This is a genomic window from Desulfuromusa ferrireducens, assembly GCF_055389805.1.
The window spans coordinates 3,529,565-3,554,178 of the sequence record NZ_AP042415.1 but is presented as its reverse complement, the minus strand read 5'-3'; the positions used below and the strand labels follow the sequence as shown (position 1 = coordinate 3,554,178).

Below are 24,614 nucleotides of genomic sequence, written 5' to 3'. Positions count from 1 at the left end.
ACAGGTTGCCTCTTTGGGTGATGTCAATTTTACATCTCTTTAACAGTTCCTTCATAACTGTGAAACATCCCTTTTGTATTGTTCCTCCAAAATCAATCAACTACGGAGGAAACATCATGAAAAAATCATTACTCGCTCTGGCAGTTTTATTGCTGCTGCCCTTCTCATCTATTGCAGGGTCAACCGTCAATGGTGCTGGGGCCTCATTCCCCTATCCGGTCTATTCGAGTTGGGCTTTTCAGTATCAGAAGGATACCGGAACAAAAATCAATTATCAGTCGATCGGTTCTGGTGGTGGCGTTCGCCAGATCAGCAATCGGACCGTCGATTTCGGCGCATCGGATGCCCCGGTCAAACCTGATGATTTAAAGGAAAAAGGGCTGCTGCAATTCCCGGCAATCATTGGTGGCGTGGTACCCATCGTTAATATTAAAGGGATCGGTAGTGCGCAACTTAAGTTAACCGGTGACCTTCTGGCTCGCATTTTTCTCGGCAAAATCAACAAGTGGAACGATCCGGAAATTATTGAATTGAATCCGGAGTTGAATCTCCCTGATGAGACGATTACCGTTGTGCAACGCTCTGATGGTTCAGGAACGACCGCGATCTTCACCAGCTACCTGGCAGAAACCAGCAAAAGCTGGAAAGAAATAGTCGGTGCTGGAAAATCGGTGAAGTGGCCAGTAGGCATTGGCGGTAAGGGGAATGAAGGGGTCAGCAACTATGTCAAGCGGGTTAAGAACTCCATCGGCTATGTTGAGTTCGCTTACGCCAAGCAGAACAAGATGGCCGATGTCGTCATGCAAAACCGGGATGGTGATTACGTAAACGCCTCCTTCGACAGTTTTAAAGCTGCGGCCGCTGGTGCCAAATGGGAACAAGACAAGGGCTACTACCTGTGGCTGGTCAACGCACCAGGCAAAGCCTCCTGGCCGATTGCCGGGGCCTCCTTCGTCCTGCTGGCTCAAGACAAGCCTGATTCAAACCGTGAAGCGATAAAATTCTACAACTGGGCTTTCGATAATGGTGACGAGATGGCGGTCAAGCTGGTCTATGTACCGCTGCCACAGAATCTGAAAGAGGATATCCGCCGTTACTGGAAGTCTAACGGGTTGTAGAAACCTCCATCCCAACCATTGACACCGAGGGGCGATTGAGAAATCGCCCCCTTTTTTTAATCTGATGTAGATTTTACATTTCTTTAACAGCTTCCTGACAGTTCTCCTACATCGCTCCGCTAGATTTATCCCACACCACTTAGGACGGATAATTCATGGCAAGCACAATTAAACGCGAACAGACCCTCGACAAACTTTTCTCCGGCATTACTTTTTTGGCAGCGTTTCTGGTGCTGGCGATTATCGTTAGTATCTTTATCTCCCTGTTCCGTGAATCCCTGACTGCCATTGATGCCTTCGGGTTCTTCGGCTTTATCAGCAGTACCGCCTGGGATCCGGTCCGTGAGAACTTCGGTGCGGCAACGACCCTGTATGGCACCCTGATCACCACCCTGCTGGCACTGCTGATGGCTGTACCGGTGGCGTTGGGGATTGCTATTTTCATCACCGAACTCTGCCCTAAATTCTTAAAACCGATCTTCGGCACCGCCATCGAACTACTGGCGGCGATCCCCAGTATTATCTACGGCATGTGGGGCCTGTTCACTTTTGCGCCGCTGATGAGTGAGTACGTTGAGCCGCTACTGCAAAGCATCTTTGAGCCTATCCCGATAATCGGCCAACTCTTCACCGGCGTCCCGTTGGGAATCGATATCCTGACCACCAGCATCATCCTCAGCATCATGATCACCCCGTTTATTTCCAGCATCGTGCGCGATACCTTTGCCCTGACCCCGGTGCAATTGAAGGAGTCGGCCTACGGCATCGGCGCAACCCGTTGGGAAGTGATCAAGGATGTGATTATCCCTCACGCTAAAACTGGCATCTTCGGCAGTATTATTATCGCCATGGGCCGGGCTCTGGGAGAAACGATGGCGGTCGCCTTTGTGCTGGGGAACAAGCACGCGATTGCGACCTCGCTGTTCGACGCTTCGGCAACCATTACCGTTACTCTGGCAAATGAGTTTACTGAAGCCGACACCGACCTCTATCTGTCGTCACTCTTTTATCTGGCACTAATTCTCCTCGGGATGAACTTCCTGCTGCTGGCGATCGCCAAAACCTTTCTGGCGCGTAAGGCAAAGGCGTAAGAGCTATGACTGAAATTGGTAAGCGTAAAATCATCAATCTTGTGGCGCTGAGTCTTTCCTGCGCTGCTGCGGCCCTCGGTTTGTTCTGGCTGATCTTCATTCTGGCCGATGTTTTACGTCATGGAATTGCCTACATCACACCAGAACTGTTCCTGAACGAAGCGACCCCTCCGGGGATGGGGGGAGGTGGTTTGAAGCACGCCTTTATCGGCCAACTGCTGGTGACCTTCTTCGCCGTATTGATCGGTGTGCCGCTGGGGATTCTCGGTGGCACCTACTTGGCCGAATATGGCCGGCATCAGCGTATCGGCCGCTTTATCAGCACCCTTTCCGACATCATGATCAGCGTGCCATCGATTGTTATCGGCACCTTTGTCTACGCCATCTTTGTTAAACCGCTTGGACATTTCAGCGGCTTTGCCGGGTCTCTGGCGCTGGCGATTATTATGATTCCGGTGGTCTTACGCACCACTGAAGAGATGATTTCCCTGGTTCCCTGGGAAATCCGCGAGGCCGCCTTTGCCCTTGGGGCCCCCTACTACAAGGTCATTCTACAGATCGTCTATCGTGGTGCTGCGACCGGGATCTTTACCGGTGTTTTGTTGGCGATTGCGCGGATTGCCGGAGAAACAGCACCGCTGCTCTTCACCTCATTCAACAACATGTTTTTGACCACCAACATGAACGAACCGATGCCGTCGCTGACCGTGACGATTTATCAATACGCGATGGGGCCTTATGACGACTGGCACGAAATGGCCTGGGCCGCATCTTTTGTCATCACCATGTTCATCCTGGGGCTGACAATCCTGGGACGACTGATCATCCGCTGGAAATATAGGGGTTAAATATGTCCGAGCAAATTATGTCCGTTAAAAATCTGAATTTTTACTACCAGGGTGATGTTCATGCAGTTAAAAACATGTCGCTGGAGATTAAGAAAAATCAGGTCACCGCGCTAATCGGCCCCTCCGGATGTGGCAAGACCACTTTTTTGCGCTGTTTTAACCGGATGCACGATCTCTACCCCGGTCACCGTCATGAAGGAGAGATCCTTTTCGAGGGGGGCAACCTGCTGGAACGCAAAGATATCACCGAACTGCGCAGCCGCATCGGCATGGTCTTTCAGAAGCCGACCCCCTTCCCGATGAGTATTTTTGATAACATCGCTTATGGCTTGAAATTAAAGGGGATAAAAAACCGGGCAGAACTGGCCGACCGGGTTGAGCAGGCGCTGAAGCAGGCAGCTCTTTGGGATGAAGCCAAGGATCGCCTTAAGCAATCTGCCAACGGGCTATCCGGTGGGCAACAACAACGGCTGGTCATCGCCCGCGCACTGGCCGTAGAGCCGGACGTCCTGCTCTTTGATGAACCGACCAGTGCTCTCGATCCGATCTCGACCAGCAAGATCGAAGAGTTGATGGTGAAATTAAAGCAGGAAGTCAGTATCCTCATCGTCACCCACAACATGCAACAGGCGGCCAGGATTTCAGACCAGACAGCCTTTATGTATATGGGCGAACTGATCGAGGTCGACCAGACCGAGACGATGTTCACCAACCCGAAAGAAAAATTGACCGAAGAATATATTACCGGGCGCTTCGGCTGAGACAGGAAGAGTGATGAAAAAAGTAGAGCAGGAGTACATCCAGTTAAAAACCATGTTGGCCAGTATGTGCCAAATCACGACCTCAATGTTGCAGGATGCCACCAAGTCACTGATGACGCGTGACTCTGAGTTGGCCGACAGCGTAATCCGCCGCGACGATGAAGTTGATGCCTTCGACACAAACATTGATGAGCATTGCCTGAAAATGCTCGCCCTGTATGAGCCGAAGGCGGTCGACTTGCGCTTTGTTGTCACCGCATTGAGGATTATCGTTGACCTGGAGCGGGTTGGTGACCATTGCACCAGTATTGCCAAAGAGGTCAAAAAACTGAATCAGTCACCGCCGGTTAAGCCTTACATTGATCTGCCTAAAATGGCGGATGCAGCGATCCTGATGATTCAGGATGCCATCACTGCCTACTTCAACAAAGACGTAGATGCCGCTTTGGAAATTATCCGGCGGGACGATGTCGTTGACAGGTTGGATGACAAGATTACCGAAGACCTGCTCGGCTATATGAACGGGGACCTTAACAACACGCGCAACATTATTTCGCTGATGTTTATTACCCGCAGCATTGAACGGATTGCCGATTACGCAACAAATATTGCTGAAATGATATATTTTATGAAGACAGGTGAAATCATCAAACACTGCTCAGCGGACAAGGTTATCGATGGCTAAAATACTGTTGGTCGAAGATGAAGCCGATTTGCGGGAGATTGTTACCTTCAACCTGCAGAATGCTGGGCATACTATTGTTGGAAGCGACAACGCCAACGATGCCCTGATGTTGCTGGAAGACTTCCTGCCCGATCTGATCCTGCTCGATATCATGCTGCCCGGGTTAAAGGGCGATCAGTTTCTCAAGCTGATTCGCAGCGATGACAAGTTTGCGCAGCTCCCGGTGATCATCATCTCGGCCAAAAGCAGCGAGGATGATATTGTTCGCCTGCTTGAAGGCGGCGCAGATGACTACCTGACTAAGCCATTCAGCATGAAAGTTCTGCTGGCGAAAATCCCGGTCATGCTGAAACGCACTGCTAGCGATGAATCAGGACTACTGACTAATTACGCCGGTATTTCCATCGATGAGACCAACTACAAAGCTTTTGTCGGCGGAGCAGAATTGACGCTGACCCATAAAGAGTTCGAACTGCTGACGCTGTTTGTCAAGCATCCGCGCCGGGTTTTCACCCGCAACCAACTGCTCACCACCATCTGGGGTTACGACGCCGACGTCTTTACCCGAACCGTCGACTCGCATATCTCTACCCTGCGTAAAAAACTGGGTGCAGCAGGGCAGATCATCAAGTCGATTCCAAAAATCGGCTACAAGGCTGAATAAATGCGTTCTTTTGCCAAAGTCTTTCTGGTGCTGTTCATCCCGCTCTTCGCGGCCCTAGTTCTGACCTTTTACTTTACTCACGGTATGATGATGAGTAACGCCCGTCAGGAACTGCTTCAGGAGATGAAAAACAAGTGGGTTATTCTCGCACAGCAGAGTAACGACCTTCACTTAGCAACGCCTGAGAGCCATAAACGTTTAGCCGAATTGACCCTTCAGACGTCACTTCGCATGACCCTTGTCGATCGCGGTGGACAGGTTTTGCTCGACTCGCTAGTTTCGTTTGAGCGCATTGCCAAGATGGAAAACCATAAAGGCCGTCCCGAAATCAAGGATGCCATCTATTCTGGTGACGGTTTTGCGACCCGCTTCAGCAGCACCACCAACATGCAGATGTTCTATTTTGCCAGAAAACTCTCGAATGAACGGGTGTTACGTTTGGCCTATCCGGCGACCTACGTCCAATCCTTACAGCAGAAGTTCACCGAACAATCAATCTGGGCATTTTTCTGTTTGAGTCTGGTGATTTTGTTGCTCGCCCTCTACTTTGCCCGCAAGGTTTCTCTGCCTATCCAGAAGCTGAATTACATCGCCGATAATATCGAGTCGGGCCGCAGCAACGTCCATTTTCCACGCTTTAAAGATCCTTCGATGGCCAAAATTGCCGGGTTGATTTATCGAATTTACTCCAGCATGCAGAAGAAGAATCTAGAATTGGCCCGCGACCAGCAGAAGCTTGAGCATATCTTCAGCAGCATGGATCAGGGGGTTTTACTGCTCGGCAAAGAAAATGCCATCCTGCACGCCAACCCCTGGATGGAGAAACAGTTCGGCGTAGATTTCATCCCCGGCAGCAGTCTCTTTCAGGCAACCAATGATATTCATTTGATCAATTTTTTCAGCGGGATTCTGGAGCAGACCACTGAAACCTTCAGGGCTTCTCTGCATGAAGAGGTTTTTGATATCAGCCTGAAGCAGGTTGCGGAGCAAAAGCTGCTGCTGATCCGTAATCTTACCAAGCAGATCGAATATGAATTATTCAAGACAGAGCTGACGGGGAATATTTCGCATGAATTAAAAACCCCGCTGGCGATGATCATGGGTTATGCCGAAACCCTGCGCGATACCCCTGAGATTGAAGAAGCAACCAGGCAGCGCTTTTTGGATAATATCTACAGTTCATCTGTGCGACTGAACAATCTGATCAACGATATTATCGAACTGCACAAGCTGGAATCGGTTGGTGGTGAGTTCAGGATTGACGAAACAACTTCACTTGCCGAGGTCGCAGGGGATATCAGAGCATTTTATGCGGAGACCAGCGATAAAACGCTAGCATTGGAAGCCGATCCCGTCGAGGTCCGCATCCGGCCAGAACACCTGCAAAGCATCCTGACCAACCTGATCGACAACGCGTTCAAGTATTCTGAGGGGAGCGCTGTCACCGCCACCATACGTCGAAGCGATGCTGGCCTGATGGTCAGTGTCGACGACCAAGGACCACTGATCGCCGAAGGTGATCGGGAGCGAATCTTTGAACGTTTTTATACCTGTTCACAGTCCCGCAACAAGCAACATTCAGGTACCGGTTTGGGGCTTTCCATCATCAAGCATATCGCAAACCTCTATCAGGGAACGGTGCGAGTAGAGACTAGCGGTGAGGGCGGAAATCGCTTTTTGGTGTTGTTGCAGGAAAAATCTATTTTGCCTGGAAGTGAATGAATTAATTTATCAGGCGGGCGGCGGCGTCCAATAAGTCACCCTCTATAGAACGCAAAACGCCCACGATTACCTGATCGTGGGCGTTTCTTGGAATAGGGCATTAATCGAACACTTTTTACTGGAAGTGGCGATATTCAACACATGACCGATCAGGCTAGTTTCTGACCCATAATTCAACCTGATTAGTGTCGAGCTTCAGCCAGTGAGTGACATAGCCTGACAGGCTAACTGTGTATCATCACATGGACAACACGCAAAGGAGGCGTCCATGAAGATGAATCGTATTCAGTTTCAAGCTGGCCTGAGCCTTAACCAGTTTCTAAGTCGTTACAGAACCGACGAGCAATGTGAGGCTGCGCTTGAAAAAGCTCGCTGGCCACAAGGCTTTACTTGTCCATGCTGCCAAAGCAGCAGCCATTGCAACGTCTGGCATGGCCGGGTCAAAACCTTTCAATGTAACCGCTGTCATAAGCAGGTGACCTTGACCAGCGGAACGATTTTTCACGCGACTAAGCTGCCGCTGTCCATCTGGTTTCAGGCGCTGTTCTTTTTGACGCAGACCAAAACCAGTATCTCGACACTGGAGCTTATGCGGCGGATCGGCGTCAGTTACCGCACAGCCTGGCGCCTGAAGCACAAGCTAATGCAAGTTATGCATGAGCGCGAAGACACAACAGTGCTTGCAGATCGCGTTGAAATTGACGATGCCTACCTGGGTGGTGAACGCACTGGAGGCAAGGTCGGGCGGGGTTCAGAAAACAAGTTCCCCTTTATAGCGGCTATAGAGACGAACTCCCAAGGTCACCCTAAACGAGCCGTCTTTACCCCCGTTAAAGCATTCAGTAGCGCTGAAGTAAAAGCATGGGCTCAGCAGTTTTTAAAAGCGTCCGCAACAGTCGTTTCAGATGGTCTGGCTTGTTTTCGAGCCGTTGAGGCGGCTGGTTGCACACATCAACGTGAAGTCGTCGGCACCCAGCGAAAAAGCATCGACATGGGCTGCTTTCATTGGGTCAATACGATCTTGGGCAATATCAAGACTTCTATTGATGGTAATTACCACGGTTTCAAATTCGACAAGTATGCCCATCGGTACTTGTCCGAAGTTCAGTATCGATTCAACCGGCGCTTTGATTTAGCCAGTATTCTACCGCGCCTTCTCTTTGCTGGCTGCCAGACTAGCCCAAGGACAGAGACTTGGTTGCGACTGGCTGAAGATTAGCGCTAATCAGGTAATTCAATATGGAGCAACTTCCGAGACGTTTTAGACTGACCTGGCCATTCGAGCTTAAATCGCCATTGAAATACGTCCGTTAAGTCGACACTTGCAGGAAATAGACAGTCAAAACTTACAAGATTATGAGACTCGCTTTTCTAAAAAAAAGAGCCCTAACCTAGAAAATTCCAAGATGGGCTTTTGTGTGTTGGGAAGGGTGACTTACAGGAATCTATCCCCCGGCAGCCCCACCCAGCACTCTTCTACCCAATGATCCGGCAGGTAAATGGTGCGCCCCAATTCTCAACGGCCCAGTTTAAAACCGATAGGCGGCAGAGAACCAGATCCGGGGATCGCGTTGCTTATCATCCGACTTCGCATCGCCGCCGGCGGTTTTCCATGCCGAGACCGCATCCAGGCTCCAGTTGGCATAGCGGTAGCGCAGGCCGATTCCGGCCCCGGCAATGCTGCGCCGGTTGTCCTCGGCATCCCGGCTAATATGGCCGGCGTCATAGAACAGGTAGGGGGCTACTTTGCTGATGGCGTAACGCAGTTCGACCTGTCCAAGCACGCCTTTGCTCCCCGCACCCTCCCCCTGAGGATAGGCCCTGATGCCGTTGGCACCGCCCAAGCTAAAGCTTTCCGAAGAGTCCAGTTCGTTGTCTGCCCATTGCCCGGAGACGCAGGTAAATAACGAAAAGGCGGCTGGCAGATTCTGGATTCGGGCCAACCGGATATTCGCTTTGGTGAATGCCCTCTGGGTGGCCTTGCTGTTGTCGGAATTCAGCCGTCCCGGGGTGATGCTCAGATCGCCATAGCTGATACCGCCACCGGCCAGGGCGTCGCGCTGATCAAACTGCAGCCCCAGCGGCCAACTGTGGCTGTTTTTTTGTTCGTAACTCGCCCCCAGCAGTTTGTCGTCCAGCTCCTTGTACTGGTAGCTGACTCCGGCCATCAGATTGCTGTTGCGGCTACGGATCAGCGGATAGCTCAAATCGGCCGTACTGATTTTAGCCGTGCCGGTATAGCCTTCATAGGGATCGCGCAGATCGTAGGCGGTGTGGGCGTAACTGACCCGCCCCCGCAAGCCAGAGCGGCCAAGCGGCAGCGCGTAAGCCAGTTGCCCCAACCAAAGATCCTCGCTGCTGTACAGCCCTTGGACCGAGATTTCGTCACCGAAGCTGATAACGCGGTTCAACTGCAGTTCGGCCTGTGCGCGATATCCCCCTGAGTAGCGGTTGCCATGATTGTCGGTGCTCAGCTGCCCGGTGACACGCGGTGCTTTGCTGACCTGCACCTCCAGGTCGCCGCTGCCGGTTGCAGCTCCGGGGCGCATGACCGGGATGATGTTGATCCCCGGCTGATCGCCTAAAATCAACATGGCACGTTCCAGGCGGCCAGCTTCAATGACACTGTCCGCTTCAAGGCCGGACACAAACCCCTGCGCTGCTGCGGCAAGCGCGCCCTCGCCCGTAGCTTGCACCGTGCCATAACGACCTTCAAGCACCGCAATAGTCAAGACGCCATCGGCCATGGTTTGTTGTGGAAGATAGGCCCGCGCAAAAGGATAGCCGTTAGCGTGATAATAGCGGCTGATACGGGTGCTGAGTTGCCGCAGCCCCGCTAAATCAAAGGATCGTCCAAGCTCTCTGTCGACCAGGGTCAGCAGGATTCCATCGGAGTAGACGCTGTTGCCGGTCAAGGTGATTTTTTTCAGTTCGACTGCAGAGCCGCCGCGCTGGGTATCAGCAAGCAACTCACCCTGGGGAGCAAAATCAACAGACGGCTCGACCGGCTGCAACGACGCGGGGAAGTTATCCTGTAAAACGCGACCGGCATCAGGCAGTTCTTGAGCCATAGCACCACAGGGCAGCAGCCCGACCGCCAGCAGCAGCAGCAGGCTGCGGCTCAGGAGCCGGTTAAGGTTTTGCCGCGCAAGGGCGGTATAAATAATCATCGGCTATATCCATTGTAAGGTTGTGAGCGAGCCAATTCGGGCAGGTTGATGCTGCCATTGACCATAAATAACGACATAAAACCGGCGGCAGCCAGCTCGGCCTGTGCCATGGCATTCAGCTGACCGTCGCTGGCCTCGACAAGAACCAGTTTTTCGTAGAGGGGATCATTGTCGTTCTCTGGCTTCAGCCATGCGGGGTTAGCTGGCTGGAGGGCACCGCTGCGAGCAGCAGAATTGAGTGCCGGTGTAAGGTTCTGAGCTGATTTAATGCCCGTCTGTAATGGTTCTTGATTGACGATAATGGACAAGACGCCATCATTAAAGCTGAGGGTGTAGTTAGTCGCCGTGCCGTCTGCGGCGCTGATGCTGTAGGCGCCGACCACAGAAGTGCTGGTTGCGCTCGTGTTCAGGGTTAAGCCGCTGACCACCGCTGCGGTGTCGCTCCCCTGGAGTCCGCTGTAAGTGGCGGTCAGCACCGGGTTCGCATCGCCATAGGCTTTGTTTTTATCATCTGCGGTCACGGTCAACGGAGCCGGGGTGATGATCAATGCACCGTTGGTGTAGCTGAGAGTGTAGTTAGTCGCCGTGCCGTCTGCGGCGCTGATGCTGTAGGCGCCGACCACAGAAGTGCTGGTTGCGCTCGTGTTCAGGGTTAAGCCGCTGACCACCGCTGCGGTGTCGCTCCCCTGGAGTCCGCTGTAAGTGGCGGTCAGCACCGGGTTCGCATCGCCATAGGCTTTGTTTTTATCATCTGCGGTCACGGTCAACGGAGCCGGGGTGATGATCAATGCACCGTTGGTGTAGCTGAGAGTGTAGTTAGTCGCCGTGCCGTCTGCCGCGTTGATGCTGTAGGCGCCGACATCAGAACCGCTGGTTGCGCTCGTGTTCAGGGTTAGGTTGCTGACCACCGCTGAAGTGTCGGCTCCCTTGAGTCCGCTGTAACTGGCAGTCAGTACCGGAATGCTAGCGCCATAGACTTTGTTTTTATCATCTGCGGTCACGGTCAACGGCGCCGGGGCGATGGCCAATGCACCGTTAGTGTAGCTGAGGATGTAATTAGTTGTCGTACCGCCTGCGGCGCTGATGCTGTAGGCGCCGACCACAGAAGTGCTGGTTGCGCTCGTGTTCAGGGTTAAGCCGCTGACCACCGCTGCGGTGTCGCTCCCCTGGAGTCCGCTGTAAGTGGCGGTCAGCACCGGGTTCGCATCGCCATAGGCTTTGTTTTTATCATCTGCGGTCACGGTCAACGGAGCCGGGGTGATGATCAATGCACCGTTGGTGTAGCTGAGAGTGTAGTTAGTCGCCGTGCCGTCTGCCGCGTTGATGCTGTAGGCGCCGACATCAGAACCGCTGGTTGCGCTCGTGTTCAGGGTTAGGTCGCTGACCACCGCTGAAGTGTCGGCTCCCTTGAGTCCGCTGTAACTGGCAGTCAGCACCGGAATGCTAGCGCCATAGACTTTGTTTTTATCATCTGCGGTCACGGTCAACGGCGCCGGGGTGATGGCCAATGCACCGTTAGTGTAGCTGAGAGTGTAGTTAGTCGCCGTGCCGTCTGCCGCGTTGATGCTGTAGGCGCCGACATCAGAACCGCTGGTTGCGCTCGTGTTCAGGGTTAGGTTGCTGACCACCGCTGAAGTGTCGGCTCCCTTGAGTCCGCTGTAACTGGCAGTCAGCACCGGAATGCTAGCGCCATAGACTTTGTTTTTATCATCTGCGGTCACGGTCAACGGCGCCGGGGCGATGGCCAATGCACCGTTAGTGTAGCTGAGGATGTAATTAGTTGTCGTACCGCCTGCGGCACTGATGCTGTAGGCGCCGACATCAGAACCGCTGGTTGCGCCCGTGCTCAGGGTTAGGCCGCTGACCACCGCTGCGGTGTCAGCCCCCTTGAGTCCGCTGTAACTGGCGGTCAGCACCGGAATGCTAGCGCCATAGACTTTACTTTTATCATCTGCGGTCACGGTCAACGGCGCCGGGGTGATGGTCAATGCACCGTTGGTGTAGCTGAGGATGTAATTAGTTGTCGTACCGCCTGCGGCGTTGATGCTGTAGGCGCCGACATCAGAACCGCTGGTTGCGCTCGTGTTCAGGGTTAAGCCGCTGACCACTGCTGCGGTGTCGCTCCCCTTGAGTCCGCTGTAAGTGGCGGTCAGCACCGGGTTCGCATCGCCATAGACTTTGCTTTTATCATCCGCGGTCACCGTCAACGGCGCTGGGGTGATGTCGGCGGTGCCCCCGACGAATACCAGATCATAACCCATCTGGTTTGAATAGAGCCCTTGTAGAAAAACGTTGCGGCTACCAACGGCGCTGCTATCTGCGTGGTAGGTTGCTGCGCTATCTTCAATGAGGCGGCTATCAAAGCCAGCTTCGAGGCTGTAGAGCCCACTGCTTAACGTTGTGGTGGCATCATATATTTTACCGTCAGCGGTAACTGTGAGCGTTGGGCTGGCAGTGAAAAAGGAGCGCAGCAGCGGCGCTGTTGTCCCCTCATAGATGCGCCAGCTGGTCTGTTCACCGCCCTGGCCAGAAATGTCCCAGCCGGTAAACGTGCTTGCGGTTTTCATCGCGGCGGTGGTTTTACCAGCGCTGGCATCACTGCCCCAGCTGCTCGACTGGCCGCTGGTTTGCCTGTTCCAGTAGGCGTTGCTGACGCTGCCGGCGTTGTTACCCCCCATCAGCCCGCCGCTAAAGTAGCCACCACTGACGCTGCCGCTGACGCTGCCGGTGGCATAGGCGTTGCTGACGCTGCTGCCCCGGTTATACCCCACCAGCCCGCCGATATACATGCCACCATTGACGCTGCCGCTGGCGTAAGCGTTGTTGACAATACTGGCATCGTGACTATACCCCACCAGCCCGCCGATATAGTCGCCACCACTGACGCTGACGCTGGTGAAGGCGTTGCTGACGCTGCTGCCCCAGCTATGCCCCACCAGCCCGCCGATATATCTACTGCCACTGACGCTGCCGGTGGCGTAGGAGTTGCTGACACTGCTGTAGTAGTTATACCCCACCAGCCCGCCGACATTTTGGTCACCACTGACGCTGCCGCTGGCGTAGGAGTTGCTGACACTGCTGCCCCAGTTATTTCCCACCAGCCCGCCGACAAGGCTGAAACCACTGACACTGCCGGTGGCGTAGGAGTTGCTGACACTACTGCCATCGGAATTATTCCCCACCAGCCCGCCGACAGAGCCGTGCCCACTGACGCTGCTACCCACCAGCCCCAGATTGCTGATAGACGCGCCGCGGGTGTAGCCGAAGAGACCGCCGACAGAGCTTTCAGCGGGACGATTGACGGTTAGGGCGGTGATGGTGTGACCCAGGCCGTCGAAGCTACCGCTGAAGCTATTATAGGTATCGCCCACCGGCATGAAACCAGCTTCGCCGTTCCAGCCTGCAGTCGTGCTGGCATCAATATCAGCCCCAAGGACATAGCGGCCCCAAAGATTACCGTTCATCCCCTGCAGATCGGCAGCGGTGCTGGAGCCCGCCGCGCCGAGGTCGGTGATAATAGTATAGCTAACCGCTATACCGTCCGAACCTAGTTTGGTTGCAAAGCTGCCCGTGGAATCGAGGTTGATAGGAGCCTTGATGCGGTAGCTGCTGGCGTTGCCGCTGGCCAGCGCGCCCTGACCGTATTCAAGCGTCAGACCGGCTGTCGACGAGGCGTTAAGGGGGCTGTTGATCTCAATATTGCGGTAGGCCGAAAGGGTGAGGAGGTTATTTACCCAGTTGACGCTATCGTTGACAAAGATGTCGCCGTTGCCGCCGCTAGCGCCGCTGCCACAGGCGGCACCGCTGCAATTGACGCTAGCCGCCAAGGTTTGAATGGTCACAGCATTACTACCTAGAGCTGTGGACAGGGCTGACCCGGTGATGTCGCCACCGCTTGCGGCGATGGTGAAGTCGTAGGGATCGATCAGCCAGAGACCGTTGCTGCCGCCGGGCGCTTTGGTGGTGACGCTGAATTGATCAGCAAAGCTAACCCGGGCCGCGCTGGTTTCAATAAAACCGCCGTCGCCGCCGGCAGGTGCCGAGGCATCGAGAGTGCCGCCGACCGCGATGCGGTCGTTGTGCATATCACCGAGCAGATATATTTCGCCGCGCTCGCCGCTGCTTAGCGTTCTGGCCTCAAGAATGCCCGTTTGGTTAATCACGGTGGCCGCCAGATCGCCCGCCGCTTTAGCGCTCAGGTAGATCAAGCCGCCGTCGGCCTGGATGGCGCCGCCTTGCTCGATCAGGGCGTTGACTGCCGCTTCTTCGACCTCCAGCTTGACCGGGCCGCCCTGATCGAGGGTGACGCGGCTACCGGCCCCCAACAGTACACTCCCTTTATCGGCACTCAGACGGCCGCTGTTTTCGATGCTGGCAGCGATCAGGGCGATATGAGCTCCAGCGCCGGCAGCGTTAATCTCCCCTTGATTGACGACCCTGCCGAGGCTGTCGCCCCTGAAGTCGAACCGGTCATTGAGAAAATCATCGTTACTCAGCCCCAGGGTGGAAGCGACCAGGCCACCGATGTTAACCTGAGAGCCCTTGCTGAAAATGATCCCGTTGGGGTTGAGCAGAAAGACGCGGCCGTTGGCGTTTAACGCACCCTGAATCTGCGACACTTGGCTGCCAAGTACCCGGTTCAGAGCAATGGCGCTGGCCGATGGCTGGTTGAAGGTGACGCTGTTGTTTTGCCCGATAGAGAAACTCTGCCAATCAACAGCCAGCCGGTCGGTCGCCTGATTGACAACCATCTGGCCACCGGATTGGCCGATGCTGCCGCTACCGGCGGTGACCGATTCACCTGTGGGTAGGATATCGGGCAGGCCCTGGGCCAGAGCACTACTACTGTAAAACAAAAACAGCAGGCTGCTTACCGCAACCAGCCGGTAACCGCTCCCAGCAATTTCGGTAGCCACTTTCCATACTTGCAAAGAAACGTTCCAGGCCTTAGGGAAAGCGCGATTCGATGAACCTTGCCGTTGCATACGAGTCTCCCGATTTTAATAACAGATAGCGGTTTGGAGAAAAGGCTGATGATCACCAGCCATGCGCCAAGGCATGGCCGTCTCTCCTCCCGGCGCAGAAAGAATGAAAATGTCCAATGCAGCTCAGCATTAGCCGACCATGACTACTATGCTATGGCCAGGGTCATGTCAACCCAAAACCACACTTGCTAAGCTTCTTAACTACCTAAAATCATAAAAATTTCAGCGATTTCCCACTGAGTGCCCTCGACCCATCCATAGGCAGCTTCTGATGGTTTTCGCCTAAGATGTGCAACGCAGACAGCGAGCAAAATGCCCGGAGTTAACAGATAGGATGAGCCGCACAGGTGACTAGACTCTCCCTATTTTCATGGAAGGTTTAATCAAACCGGGAGTCCTGCAAATTCGGTTTCAGATTAAGTGCGGAGGCAATTGCTTAGGCCAGGAATGATGCGTTGCTGGAATTCCTGCGATTCGGAGAGGGGATAGCTGGTCTTACAAGCAGACAGATTCTACCTTTTGAAACATCCAAAATGTTATGTCACCACTTTTCTACGTCCTCAGCGAAGTAAAGTATTCATGTGCTACGGAGCCCGCAATCCAACACCCTCGGGGACAGGTGATTGTCAAAACTTAGAAATTTCGTCAGATGGATTGTTTGTCTGATAAGTCACCAGTTTAAGCATGCAAAAAGCCCATGATTACCAGATCTTGGGCTTTTCCTATATGGGGTACATATCGAACACTGATTTCCTGGAAGTGGCCACTTACAGTAACGCCCGATCTAACCACCCTTCAGACCCATAATTAGATATGGAGCAACTTCCGAGACGCTTTGCTCCGGCCAGCACTTTCAGGCTGAATTCACTCTCGCTCTTATGTCCAATAAGTCGACACTTATCGGACTCGGTCGGTCAAAACTTACTACTTTTGAAAATCGAATCTGATCGCGACTAGCCAGTGTCGGTTTCAAAAAGGGACATCCTGACTTATGACAAACCGAATCGGTGCAATTATCCCTTAAATAAAGCAGGACCACATTATTGACCAACCTACAAAACAGGTCTCAGCCCGCATAAACAGGCTTAGACATATTTTGTTCTAGAATGGGTGAATTCCGAAACACAAAAATAGGGGCAAGCCGAAGCCAACCCCTATTTATGAATGAAATCTCCCGATCGGATCTTATTTAAGTGTGACGCTAGTAGTCACACTGCCCTCAGGGCCTGAAACGGTAATAGTTCCCGGGTTACTTGAAACCCCGGAGAAAACTTTTGACCAATCACTATTTTTTGAATCCCAATCCAACGCCCCAAAGCCATCAACACTTAAGTTTGCTGCAACTCCAAGGTCACTTGTCGCATCAACAGTCAAGGTACCCTTAAGAACCCAGTACAATGCTTTTTGAACGGCAATTGAACTGCTTTGAACCAAGTTATAAGTAATAGAGGTCTGCTCAAAAACGGATTGAGTTCCATTGTCTACCGTCACCGTAATATTATTTGCCCCTTCTGCTAGGCTGGAAAGTGTGCATTCCCAGCTTGTCAGGGTCGGATAGGTGACCTGACTAACAACGGAAGAGGTATCGACAGAGACAGAAACAGTTGCTCCTTCGGACATGGTTCCAGTCAGGATCTGAGTATCTGTTTCTGTGGGGGTAACGACTGCATCAATCGTCAATTCCAGTGGCGGAAGCTGTGCGACAAAGTCTATCGTTTCAGGCTGAACATTTGAGTTTTGTTCAGTAGCAGGTAGAAACCCTTGCGCTTCAGTTGCTGCCCGGACATGCCAAGAGCCACCAAATGTCGCAAAGTGATAGCTTCCATCTTCTGCTGTCAACATATCCAACTGATAGAGATTGTCATCAGAACGCAAATAAACAGGGAGACCCGCGACAGGCGCACTTTGTTCGTCAACTACAGATCCAGCAATCCAGCTATCAGTTGCGTGAATTGCCAAACCCTGACCGGTCAGATCCGAAGAGAGCGTTGCAACAACAATCTGCGGGCTGACATAGCCAAGGGTTTGCGTTGCTAGTGGATCAAGGGTGACAGCGTAACTATCGTTACTACTTGCTGGCAGGTGATAACTTCCATCAGAGGCAGAAACCGAAGTTGCAACAATTTCTCCTGCATTACTTGCAACAGCATACATACCAGTAACCGGTATTGCGCTCTCGTCAACAATGTCACCGCTGATCGTTACCGTGGCAGTCGGCAAGACAAAATCAATACCAACAAGATGACCACCGACACTTAAGGTAATATCTGTAGCGGGATCTGCAAGAACATCGTGTTCTGACAACCCGGCATAGGGTCCAGCCGGGACAGTTATGGTGTAATCACCTATAGGTAGTCCAAGTTGATAGCTACCATCAACAGCCGTCAAGGCACTGGCTCGGTAAGTGGTCCCACTTGACCCACTGGCGACAACCAGAACCCCAGCCAGGTCATTCAGCCCAGCCATAACCTGCCCCGAAACATCATAACTACCGACGCTCAGCACCACATCAGCGGCGGCTGTGGCACTGCTAGCGGGAACAGTGGTCAGGAGTTCAAGGCTAGCGTCAAAAGCATAACCAGCCTTCTGTGGCTTGAGCCGGTAGTCGCCCGGTTGCACAATATTAAACAGATAGTCGCCGTTCAAATCGGTAATGGCCCAAGCGACTGGTCTCTGCCATTTGTCAACCAATTCTAGCTGAACTCCCGCAACACCGACAACACCATCCGTCACACGTCCCTGTAGTGTTTGGGGCTGACTGACCGGGTCAACGGTAAATGGTGAACTCAATTCGTTGCCGTCACTCGTTACCCGGATCAGATAGCTACCCGGCGCATGGTCGACAGCAAAGGTGTTGAGCATGCCAATAGTGCTACTGATAACACCATCAGCGTCTCCGTCACTAAGTACCATTCGACGAATTTCGGGCTCGCCAGCATCAATAGCGCCATCACCATCAAGATCAGCAATCTGCTCCAAGGACACATTCCCACCAACCGGAATCAGGTTATCAATGGAGACAAGTACCTCCGCAGACTGGTTGGCCAAAATACTTGAATGGTCTAGGGTGATTGCTGCAGCAGTCATTGGATAGTGGTCAAACCCATCAAGTATAGTGTCTGAATCGCTGTCGCTGTTCGTGGGATCGGTTCCGGCAAGATACTCATCCAAGCTGCTCAAACTATCGCTGTCTGTATCAACGATTGCATCTAAGGCGTCAAATGGATTAAGTCCGTAGCTAGTTTCCCAACTGTCGGGCATGCCATCATTGTCATCGTCGCTGTCGCAAACGTCACCTAAACTATCATTATCAAAATTCAGCTGATCGGCATTTGCATTTGAGGGACAATTGTCCAACGCATCGAAAAAACCGTCATTATCACTATCTACGGCCTCTACGAAATTCGTGCTGTCCGAATAAACTGAAGATTCCAGGCCCATCGTACTTTGATATTTGACGAAAACATTTTTCGGCCCATAGCCACTGGACAATGTCCATTGCTTAGTTGATGCAAAGGGCTCCCAAGAACTCCAATTTATCCCGTCATTACTGAAGTTCATTTCAGCGCACGCATTGCCATCATCGATGCAACTCAACGACAAATTGACATTTGGGTCGTTGTAAATGGTGTCATCACCATCGATATTGATAGTCCCGACCAAGCCAGCTATGATGCGAACAAGCCTCTGATTCCTTGGATAGCCATCACCGCCAATAGCTATTATCTTTCCGTCAGGCAGAACCTTCACATCGTCGATGTATTTAAATAACTCAGCCTGGAAGTTAACTACCCCATCTCCACCACCAAAAGTTAGATCTAAATTCCCATCAGTTTCGTATCTAACGACACTAGAAACAGCTTGAGTAAAAATATAAGAGCGACAGCCAACAACTATTTTTCCATCATCCTGTACATCGATAGCCGAAGCAAAGTTTCCCATAGACTGTAGGTCAGTCACAATCACACCTGAGCTTCCGAAATACTCATCAAGTGTGCCGTTAAAATTATAACGAATAATGGTGATATTTTCCATTCTTCCGTCATAGGTCGTCCCAAGAACAAGGATTTTCCCATCTTCTTGAACAGCCGAATCTACTTGGTACAAGCCTGAAATCCAACCTGGAAATTGATTTACGGCTAAACCATCGGTCCCAAATAATGAGTCATTAGTTCCATCTTGGTTTAGTTTGAAAATTTTAAATTCATAGTATGGGTCATTGGTATCAACTGTGCCCTCAAGCACTATCAACACTTTTCCATTTTCCCCCAGCAACAATTTATATTCTGATGAAACATAGCTTAATGGGCCGATATTTATGTAGCCATTGCCAGTCCCAAAAGAAGTATCAACAGAACCATCTACATTGAATTTCGAGACAGAAAGTCCAGACTGACTCGATTTAGACAGGACTAGTATTTTCCCGTCTTCCTGAATTTGCACATCAGTATTTCCAAAACCATACCCACTAACAGTTACAGTCCCCACTCCATTGAAGGAACTATCGATACTTCCATCAGGGTTATAGCGTTCCAAATTCAAAGATCCATCGTTCAAGGAACGAGTTGCGACTATTTTCCCATCACCCTGTATTGCCAGGCCAGAAAAAGAACCTGAACCTCCCATAGACAATACATAGCCGTTGCCACCGCCAAAAGAACTATCAAGTACTCCAGTTTGGAGAAATCTGGCGATGACGGGAACAAAGCTTCCATAGCCGTACGTTCCTCCGACAAGAATTTTCCCATCAGGCTGCACCACAATTTCGTTGTTTTGGAAATAGCTGATGATTGGTGTTTCTATAAATCCAGCCCCACCAGAAAAGTCAGGATCTAGTTCTCCTGGTGACAACCCCCTAACATCAAGGTCGAATGGAGACAGCAACGTCGAATCAACGACATCGCCAACTGTAATTTTAATATCAGAATAATAAGCAACATCTGCAACCTGTGGTGTGCCTGACAGTTGGCCCGTTGCAGTGTCAAACGTTGCCCATGCGGGCTTATTTTCAATAGAAAAAGTAAGCAAATCTCCGTCAATATCACTTACAGTCGGAGTGAATGAATAGTAAGCACCAGGAAATATTCTTGTCTCTGAAACGCCACCAATTGAGGGTGCATCATTGATTGGAGAAACAGTAATTTGCAGATCAAAAACATCACTGGAGGCCAAGTCGTCACTCACGCCAACAGGAACGGACAATGTTCCGTTGAAGTTGGCAACGGGAACAACACTAATCCCTGTTGTTTCACTAAAAGTGAGACTGTAATTAGCTCCATCGCTAACACTGAAGCTCAAGTCGTCTGGCACGACCCTTCCTGGGGCAGAAACAACAAGGTCAGCCAAAGAAATCACCAATGATGAATCTTCAGGAACAACCAGAGGGTTTTGCCCGGTAATTATCGGTGCCGCATAGGCCCCGTAGAAAATCTCATCCTTGTATACGCTTGAATAATTATCGAATTCGTCTCGATACTGAACATAGATCGAACTTAAAGTCCCTTGCGCATCTGGCAGGTTTTCAGCCCTATTAGACGCATAAACTTCCCAGTCCGACCAACTGATACCGTCATAACCAATGCGCATTTCAGTACAGGGGGCGCCATCATTCAAGCATGGTAAATCAAGGGAAACATCAGAGGTCGACGTTTCCTTTGCGTCACCATTTATAGTCACTTCACCTACAATGCCCGCATTGAAACGTTTTAAATGCGGGCCTTCTGCGTCGTATCCACGCGCAATAATCTGCCCATCACTCTGAATCCAGATCCCGTTAAATGCACCATCATTCGGCAATTGCGCCAACCCATCTCCGCCACCAAATCCCGTGTCGAGGCTGCCATCCACATTGTAGCGAGCAATAGTGGCAAGAAGTGGGGTCCCATCAGCTTCTTGACGATAACCGGCAATAAACAACTTGCCATCGGCCTGTTGGTTCAGTGTCCATACATGACCACTACCATCGAGACTTGACCGCATCTGGCCATCGACACTGAATGTGATGTCACGTGATCCGTCGTAGTTATACCTGGCGAGGGCAAAATCTCCTTCTTCCAGGACCGGCGTATAATCTCCGAAGGCAACAATTTTCCCGTCAGCTTGTTGAATTATTCCGTCACTGTTCCCAGTAGGGATAAAATCGTTAAATACATATCCGGTTCCCTGGCCATAAGTCAGGTCGAGACTGCCATCAGAATCGTAACGTGCAAAGGCAACTCTATCTCCGGTTGTTCGACCAACAACAAACAATCTTCCGTCGGACTCTACTGACACAACTTCTGCATTAACAGCTTCACCAGCAAGCAAATTGGCGACATAGCCAGAGCCACCACCGAACAGAGTGTCCGCAGAGCCGTCTGGATTTATTCGGAAGATATTCGAAGAGATATCCGTAATAATAATTTTTGCATCGGCCTGGAGAGCTGAGGCATAAGCACTCCCAATGGGAAGGCCAAGGTCAGTCGAGAGAAGAACCATTCCATCCCCGCCACCAAACGAAAAGTCTGGTGTGCCATCAGCATTATAGCGCGCAAAAATGGTATCACTTCCGGTACCAAACGTGTACGTGGAGCCAATAACTAGAATTCTCCCGTCATCTAGTAAAAACACTTTACTGTATACATCAGAGTCCCGAAGAGAACTGACCAGATAACCCGCTCCCGAGGCGAAACTTGGATCCAGACTACCAGCAGCGTCATAACGAGCAATGAAGAAATCTGTATCATCGCTACTTGTTGCGGCGCCGACAACGACAAATTTGCCATCAGGCTGTTGAGTTATTTTAGAGATAGATTCGGCAAGAGAGTAAACATTCTCCAAATCGGTCCCGGCAAAGAACGGGTCCAGTTCACCAGCCCGCGCCAGTGGGATCAACGGATAAGGATCAGCACCGTCCAGAATCCCATCATTGTCATCATCGATGTCGGCATTATTTCCAATACCATCACCATCGCTGTCGACCGATTCAGTACGATCAAGCGGGAAAGCATCGTCGTTATCCAGGACTCCGTCGTTATCGTCATCATTATCGGCATTATTCCCGACACCGTCTCCGTCGGTATCGACTGATTCGCCCGCATCTAACGGGAAGGCATCATCGACGTCCGAGACGCCATCATCATCATCGTCGGTATCAGCATTATCTCCGGTACCATCAAGGTCAAAGTCTGCCCATTCACTTGGATCGTAGGGGAAATAATCCAAGGTATCGATGACGCCATCGTTGTCACTGTCGTCATCGCAGGCATCACCAAAGCCATCACCGTCAACATCAGCTTGATCGGCATTGGCTACTGCAGGACAATTATCATCAACGGCACTGATACCGTCCCCATCGGTATTTTCAGAATAGGCATAAGAAGTGGAGGTTATATTTGGCACTGGAACAGGGAGGTACAGCCATTTTTTGCCACTGTAAAACCCACTGCCATTATCTTCACTGGCAAAGGGTGAAATGTCTTTATAGTTGAGCTGGATTGTGCCATCGGGATAGAGAACTGCTGAGAAGTTGTTGGTACGCCCATAACCGGCATCAGCGGCTATATCCGTTTGCCAGTGCACAACCACACGGTCAGGGGAGTTTCGATGCTGAATGAACAGACCGCCGCTGTAATAAGAATCAAAATCGGCATTCCATACGGCAATACGAGGGCTGCTGCCAACGGCGCCAAACCAGATGTTGCCATCGGTATCGGCGGTGATCTGAGTATAAAAAATATCGTAGTAGGGAAAAGACCAGGGCAAGTTAAAGACGACGGTCTCTGTATCACCATACTGGAACTGATACCCTCCGGCAACCTCTGGTTGGAAACGATCAGCAGCACTGCTGTCCCAAACCGGTGTGGGGTACTCATCCAGAGTATATCTGGCAAAAGAAACGCCAGCGGTAAGCACCAGCATGACAACAATCAGCAATTGCACTATTACGAACTGGAGAGATCGCATTCCCCAACCTCCTGTGAATACAAAAAATGAATACTTCATCCCATCGACCGCAAATGGTCCAAACTAAATAGTGTACCAATACAACGACAATGGATCATTTCCGTTGCTGCCCGCAGCAGATATCACTGGCACTCCCATTTTTGGTTATACGCCCAACAAGTTGACACGCTTCCATCACTACACGTCAAAGTTTCTGTCCCAGCCCAGGCCGGTAGCTTACAAACAGAATATCTTGATGTTAAACCGGTGTAGTAATAATCAGGCGAGTCATATCTATCCATTGTACTCGTACAATAGCATTGTGAAATATCACAAAAAGCATTCGGGTATGTTCCCGTTTCAACGTATTGATTACCGCAAGTTTCACTTCCTGGAACACAGGCTCTTCCTGTGCTTACCCATGCGCCCCCCGACAAGAGAACTTCAATGCTGGCGGTACGACATCCACTATCAGTTGCCGTAACCGTTGCTGAACGAACCTCACCCGGTGCGGTACAGGCACTGATGTTCGAGACCATGCCATTTTCATCGATTGAGCCGCCAGAGAAACTCCAAACATAAGGTGCTATTCCACCTGACACCGAATACTGACTGCCCTCTCCAGGCATCTCCGGGCCATCGAGCGTCAAACCGGACAGTGCCTGAATCTGGACTGATGATGTAGCCGGTACACCACAGTTATCGATAACTGTGAGCGTAGCGGAGGTTTGATTCGTGGGCGTTTCAGTAACGGTTCCAGTGTCTTGATCAACGGACCCACCGGCAAGATCATAGGTATATGGGGCTCTTCCTCCGCTGACAGATAAGGAAGATCCTGCACAAACATCTTGCCCCTCTGTTATCTGAATTGGATCGGCAGAAGAACAATTACATGCACCAATTCCATCAGGGCAGTCAGAAATCATACAGTCAATATCAACTGCGAAGGCTGGTGCGCCCCCCGCGACAAAACAAAACAAAACAACAACGAAAATCGATCTCAATGTCATAATTCCCTCACTTAGTATATTTTCAGCACTAGCAATAAATTTGCTCAATTATCCACATTCAACCATTGCCCCAATCGGCAAACTTGATTGTCCGGATTCGGCAACGTCTCTCCGAAGGAGCTGAGAGCTCGCCACTTCGTCAGAGACAGCGTTGAAGTAACCGGTCAGCTCGATCTCTTCGCAGGCATCCCCCTTCGGTATTGATACGAAAGTCGCCTTTGTCGGGACTTTCCTGCGCCAGCAGCAGCTACAGGCAGCGGATGGCCAAGCTTTTACCGAAGTTGTTCTGACCGATAAGAAAGGTCGAGTTGGCAAGCTGGATGTCGGCTTGCTCGATCCTGCGGAAGTTTTTGATCTCGATTCTGGATAAACGCAACGCTCCCCTCCCAGGGACAGGCACCATTTCGCTTCATCGAATGGTGCCTGTCCCGCTCACAACGAAACGAACAATCAAAGAAACAACGTCAATAAAATAGCCTGTCCCCTTTTATGGTTCTCAAGGCAGAGAGTATTTGACCCCCAAGGCGAAAAACACTATCGCTGAAAAAAAAGTGGCCACTTGCATAAAAAGATATTGAGAAGGGTTTTCGCTCTTCACAATAACCAGTCCTCTTACATAAAATTCCTTTTCCTTCGA

At 51.4% G+C, this 24,614-nt stretch carries 13 protein-coding genes; 8 read left to right on the top strand and 5 right to left on the bottom strand.

Annotated elements, in window-relative coordinates; genetic code table 11:
- The first annotated feature begins 116 nt into the window (after positions 1 to 116).
- From pstS to ACZ5PT_RS15810, 8 genes are all read left to right on the top strand, one after another.
- On the top strand, positions 117 to 1,118 hold the full coding sequence (gene pstS, locus ACZ5PT_RS15845; protein WP_464263996.1) for a phosphate ABC transporter substrate-binding protein PstS: 1,002 nt from the start codon (positions 117 to 119) through the stop codon (positions 1,116 to 1,118).
- A gap of 155 nt (positions 1,119 to 1,273) precedes the next feature.
- On the top strand, positions 1,274 to 2,209 hold the full coding sequence (gene pstC / locus ACZ5PT_RS15840) for a phosphate ABC transporter permease subunit PstC (protein ID WP_464263995.1): 936 nt from the start codon (positions 1,274 to 1,276) through the stop codon (positions 2,207 to 2,209).
- 5 nt (positions 2,210 to 2,214) lie between these two features.
- The gene (gene pstA, locus ACZ5PT_RS15835; protein ID WP_464263994.1) at positions 2,215 to 3,057 is read left to right on the top strand and encodes a phosphate ABC transporter permease PstA; all 843 of its coding nucleotides are present in this window, start codon (positions 2,215 to 2,217) and stop codon (positions 3,055 to 3,057) included.
- A gap of 2 nt (positions 3,058 to 3,059) precedes the next feature.
- The gene (gene pstB / locus ACZ5PT_RS15830) at positions 3,060 to 3,818 is read left to right on the top strand and encodes a phosphate ABC transporter ATP-binding protein PstB (protein WP_464263993.1); all 759 of its coding nucleotides are present in this window, start codon (positions 3,060 to 3,062) and stop codon (positions 3,816 to 3,818) included.
- Positions 3,819 to 3,831: 13 nt separating this feature from the next.
- Positions 3,832 to 4,503: a phosphate signaling complex protein PhoU gene (gene phoU, locus ACZ5PT_RS15825; protein ID WP_464263992.1), complete on the top strand. Its 672-nt coding sequence runs from the start codon at positions 3,832 to 3,834 to the stop codon at positions 4,501 to 4,503.
- Positions 4,496 to 5,167, top strand: coding sequence for a response regulator (locus ACZ5PT_RS15820; protein ID WP_464263991.1), 672 nt, complete (start codon positions 4,496 to 4,498; stop codon positions 5,165 to 5,167). Before phoU ends, ACZ5PT_RS15820 begins: the two co-directional genes overlap by 8 nt.
- On the top strand, positions 5,168 to 6,889 hold the full coding sequence (locus ACZ5PT_RS15815; RefSeq protein WP_464263990.1) for a sensor histidine kinase: 1,722 nt from the start codon (positions 5,168 to 5,170) through the stop codon (positions 6,887 to 6,889).
- A gap of 268 nt (positions 6,890 to 7,157) precedes the next feature.
- A complete protein-coding gene (locus tag ACZ5PT_RS15810; protein ID WP_464263457.1) occupies positions 7,158 to 8,108 on the top strand; it encodes an IS1595 family transposase in 951 nt (316 codons plus the stop codon).
- A 310-nt stretch (positions 8,109 to 8,418) separates the two neighbouring features.
- Here ACZ5PT_RS15810 and ACZ5PT_RS15805 read toward each other — a convergent pair whose 3' ends face one another.
- From ACZ5PT_RS15805 to ACZ5PT_RS15785, 5 genes are all read right to left on the bottom strand, one after another.
- Positions 8,419 to 10,059: a ShlB/FhaC/HecB family hemolysin secretion/activation protein gene (locus ACZ5PT_RS15805; RefSeq protein ID WP_464263989.1), complete on the bottom strand. Its 1,641-nt coding sequence runs from the start codon at positions 10,057 to 10,059 to the stop codon at positions 8,419 to 8,421.
- The gene (locus ACZ5PT_RS15800; RefSeq protein ID WP_464263988.1) at positions 10,056 to 15,044 is read right to left on the bottom strand and encodes an MBG domain-containing protein; all 4,989 of its coding nucleotides are present in this window, start codon (positions 15,042 to 15,044) and stop codon (positions 10,056 to 10,058) included. Before ACZ5PT_RS15800 ends, ACZ5PT_RS15805 begins: the two co-directional genes overlap by 4 nt.
- A gap of 1,185 nt (positions 15,045 to 16,229) precedes the next feature.
- On the bottom strand, positions 16,230 to 22,988 hold the full coding sequence (locus tag ACZ5PT_RS15795) for a thrombospondin type 3 repeat-containing protein (protein ID WP_464263987.1): 6,759 nt from the start codon (positions 22,986 to 22,988) through the stop codon (positions 16,230 to 16,232).
- 122 nt (positions 22,989 to 23,110) lie between these two features.
- Positions 23,111 to 24,025, bottom strand: a complete 915-nt coding sequence (locus ACZ5PT_RS15790) for a hypothetical protein (protein ID WP_464263986.1) — start codon at positions 24,023 to 24,025, stop codon at positions 23,111 to 23,113.
- 199 nt (positions 24,026 to 24,224) lie between these two features.
- The gene (locus ACZ5PT_RS15785) at positions 24,225 to 24,353 is read right to left on the bottom strand and encodes an AAA family ATPase (protein WP_464263985.1); all 129 of its coding nucleotides are present in this window, start codon (positions 24,351 to 24,353) and stop codon (positions 24,225 to 24,227) included.
- Positions 24,354 to 24,614: the final 261 nt, after the last annotated feature.

Bases quoted from the DNA above. Each gene is read 5' to 3' on its own strand.
- pstS (WP_464263996.1), top strand. From the start codon at position 117: ATGAAAAAATCATTACTCGCTCTGGCAGTTTTATTGCTGCTGCCCTTC.
- ACZ5PT_RS15815 (WP_464263990.1), top strand. From the start codon at position 5,168: ATGCGTTCTTTTGCCAAAGTCTTTCTGGTGCTGTTCATCCCGCTCTTC.
- pstB (WP_464263993.1), top strand. From the start codon at position 3,060: ATGTCCGAGCAAATTATGTCCGTTAAAAATCTGAATTTTTACTACCAG.
- ACZ5PT_RS15810 (WP_464263457.1), top strand. From the start codon at position 7,158: ATGAAGATGAATCGTATTCAGTTTCAAGCTGGCCTGAGCCTTAACCAG.
- pstC (WP_464263995.1), top strand. From the start codon at position 1,274: ATGGCAAGCACAATTAAACGCGAACAGACCCTCGACAAACTTTTCTCC.
- ACZ5PT_RS15820 (WP_464263991.1), top strand. From the start codon at position 4,496: ATGGCTAAAATACTGTTGGTCGAAGATGAAGCCGATTTGCGGGAGATT.
- ACZ5PT_RS15800 (WP_464263988.1), bottom strand. From the start codon at position 15,044: ATGCAACGGCAAGGTTCATCGAATCGCGCTTTCCCTAAGGCCTGGAAC.
- phoU (WP_464263992.1), top strand. From the start codon at position 3,832: ATGAAAAAAGTAGAGCAGGAGTACATCCAGTTAAAAACCATGTTGGCC.
- ACZ5PT_RS15805 (WP_464263989.1), bottom strand. From the start codon at position 10,059: ATGATTATTTATACCGCCCTTGCGCGGCAAAACCTTAACCGGCTCCTG.
- ACZ5PT_RS15795 (WP_464263987.1), bottom strand. From the start codon at position 22,988: ATGCGATCTCTCCAGTTCGTAATAGTGCAATTGCTGATTGTTGTCATG.
- pstA (WP_464263994.1), top strand. From the start codon at position 2,215: ATGACTGAAATTGGTAAGCGTAAAATCATCAATCTTGTGGCGCTGAGT.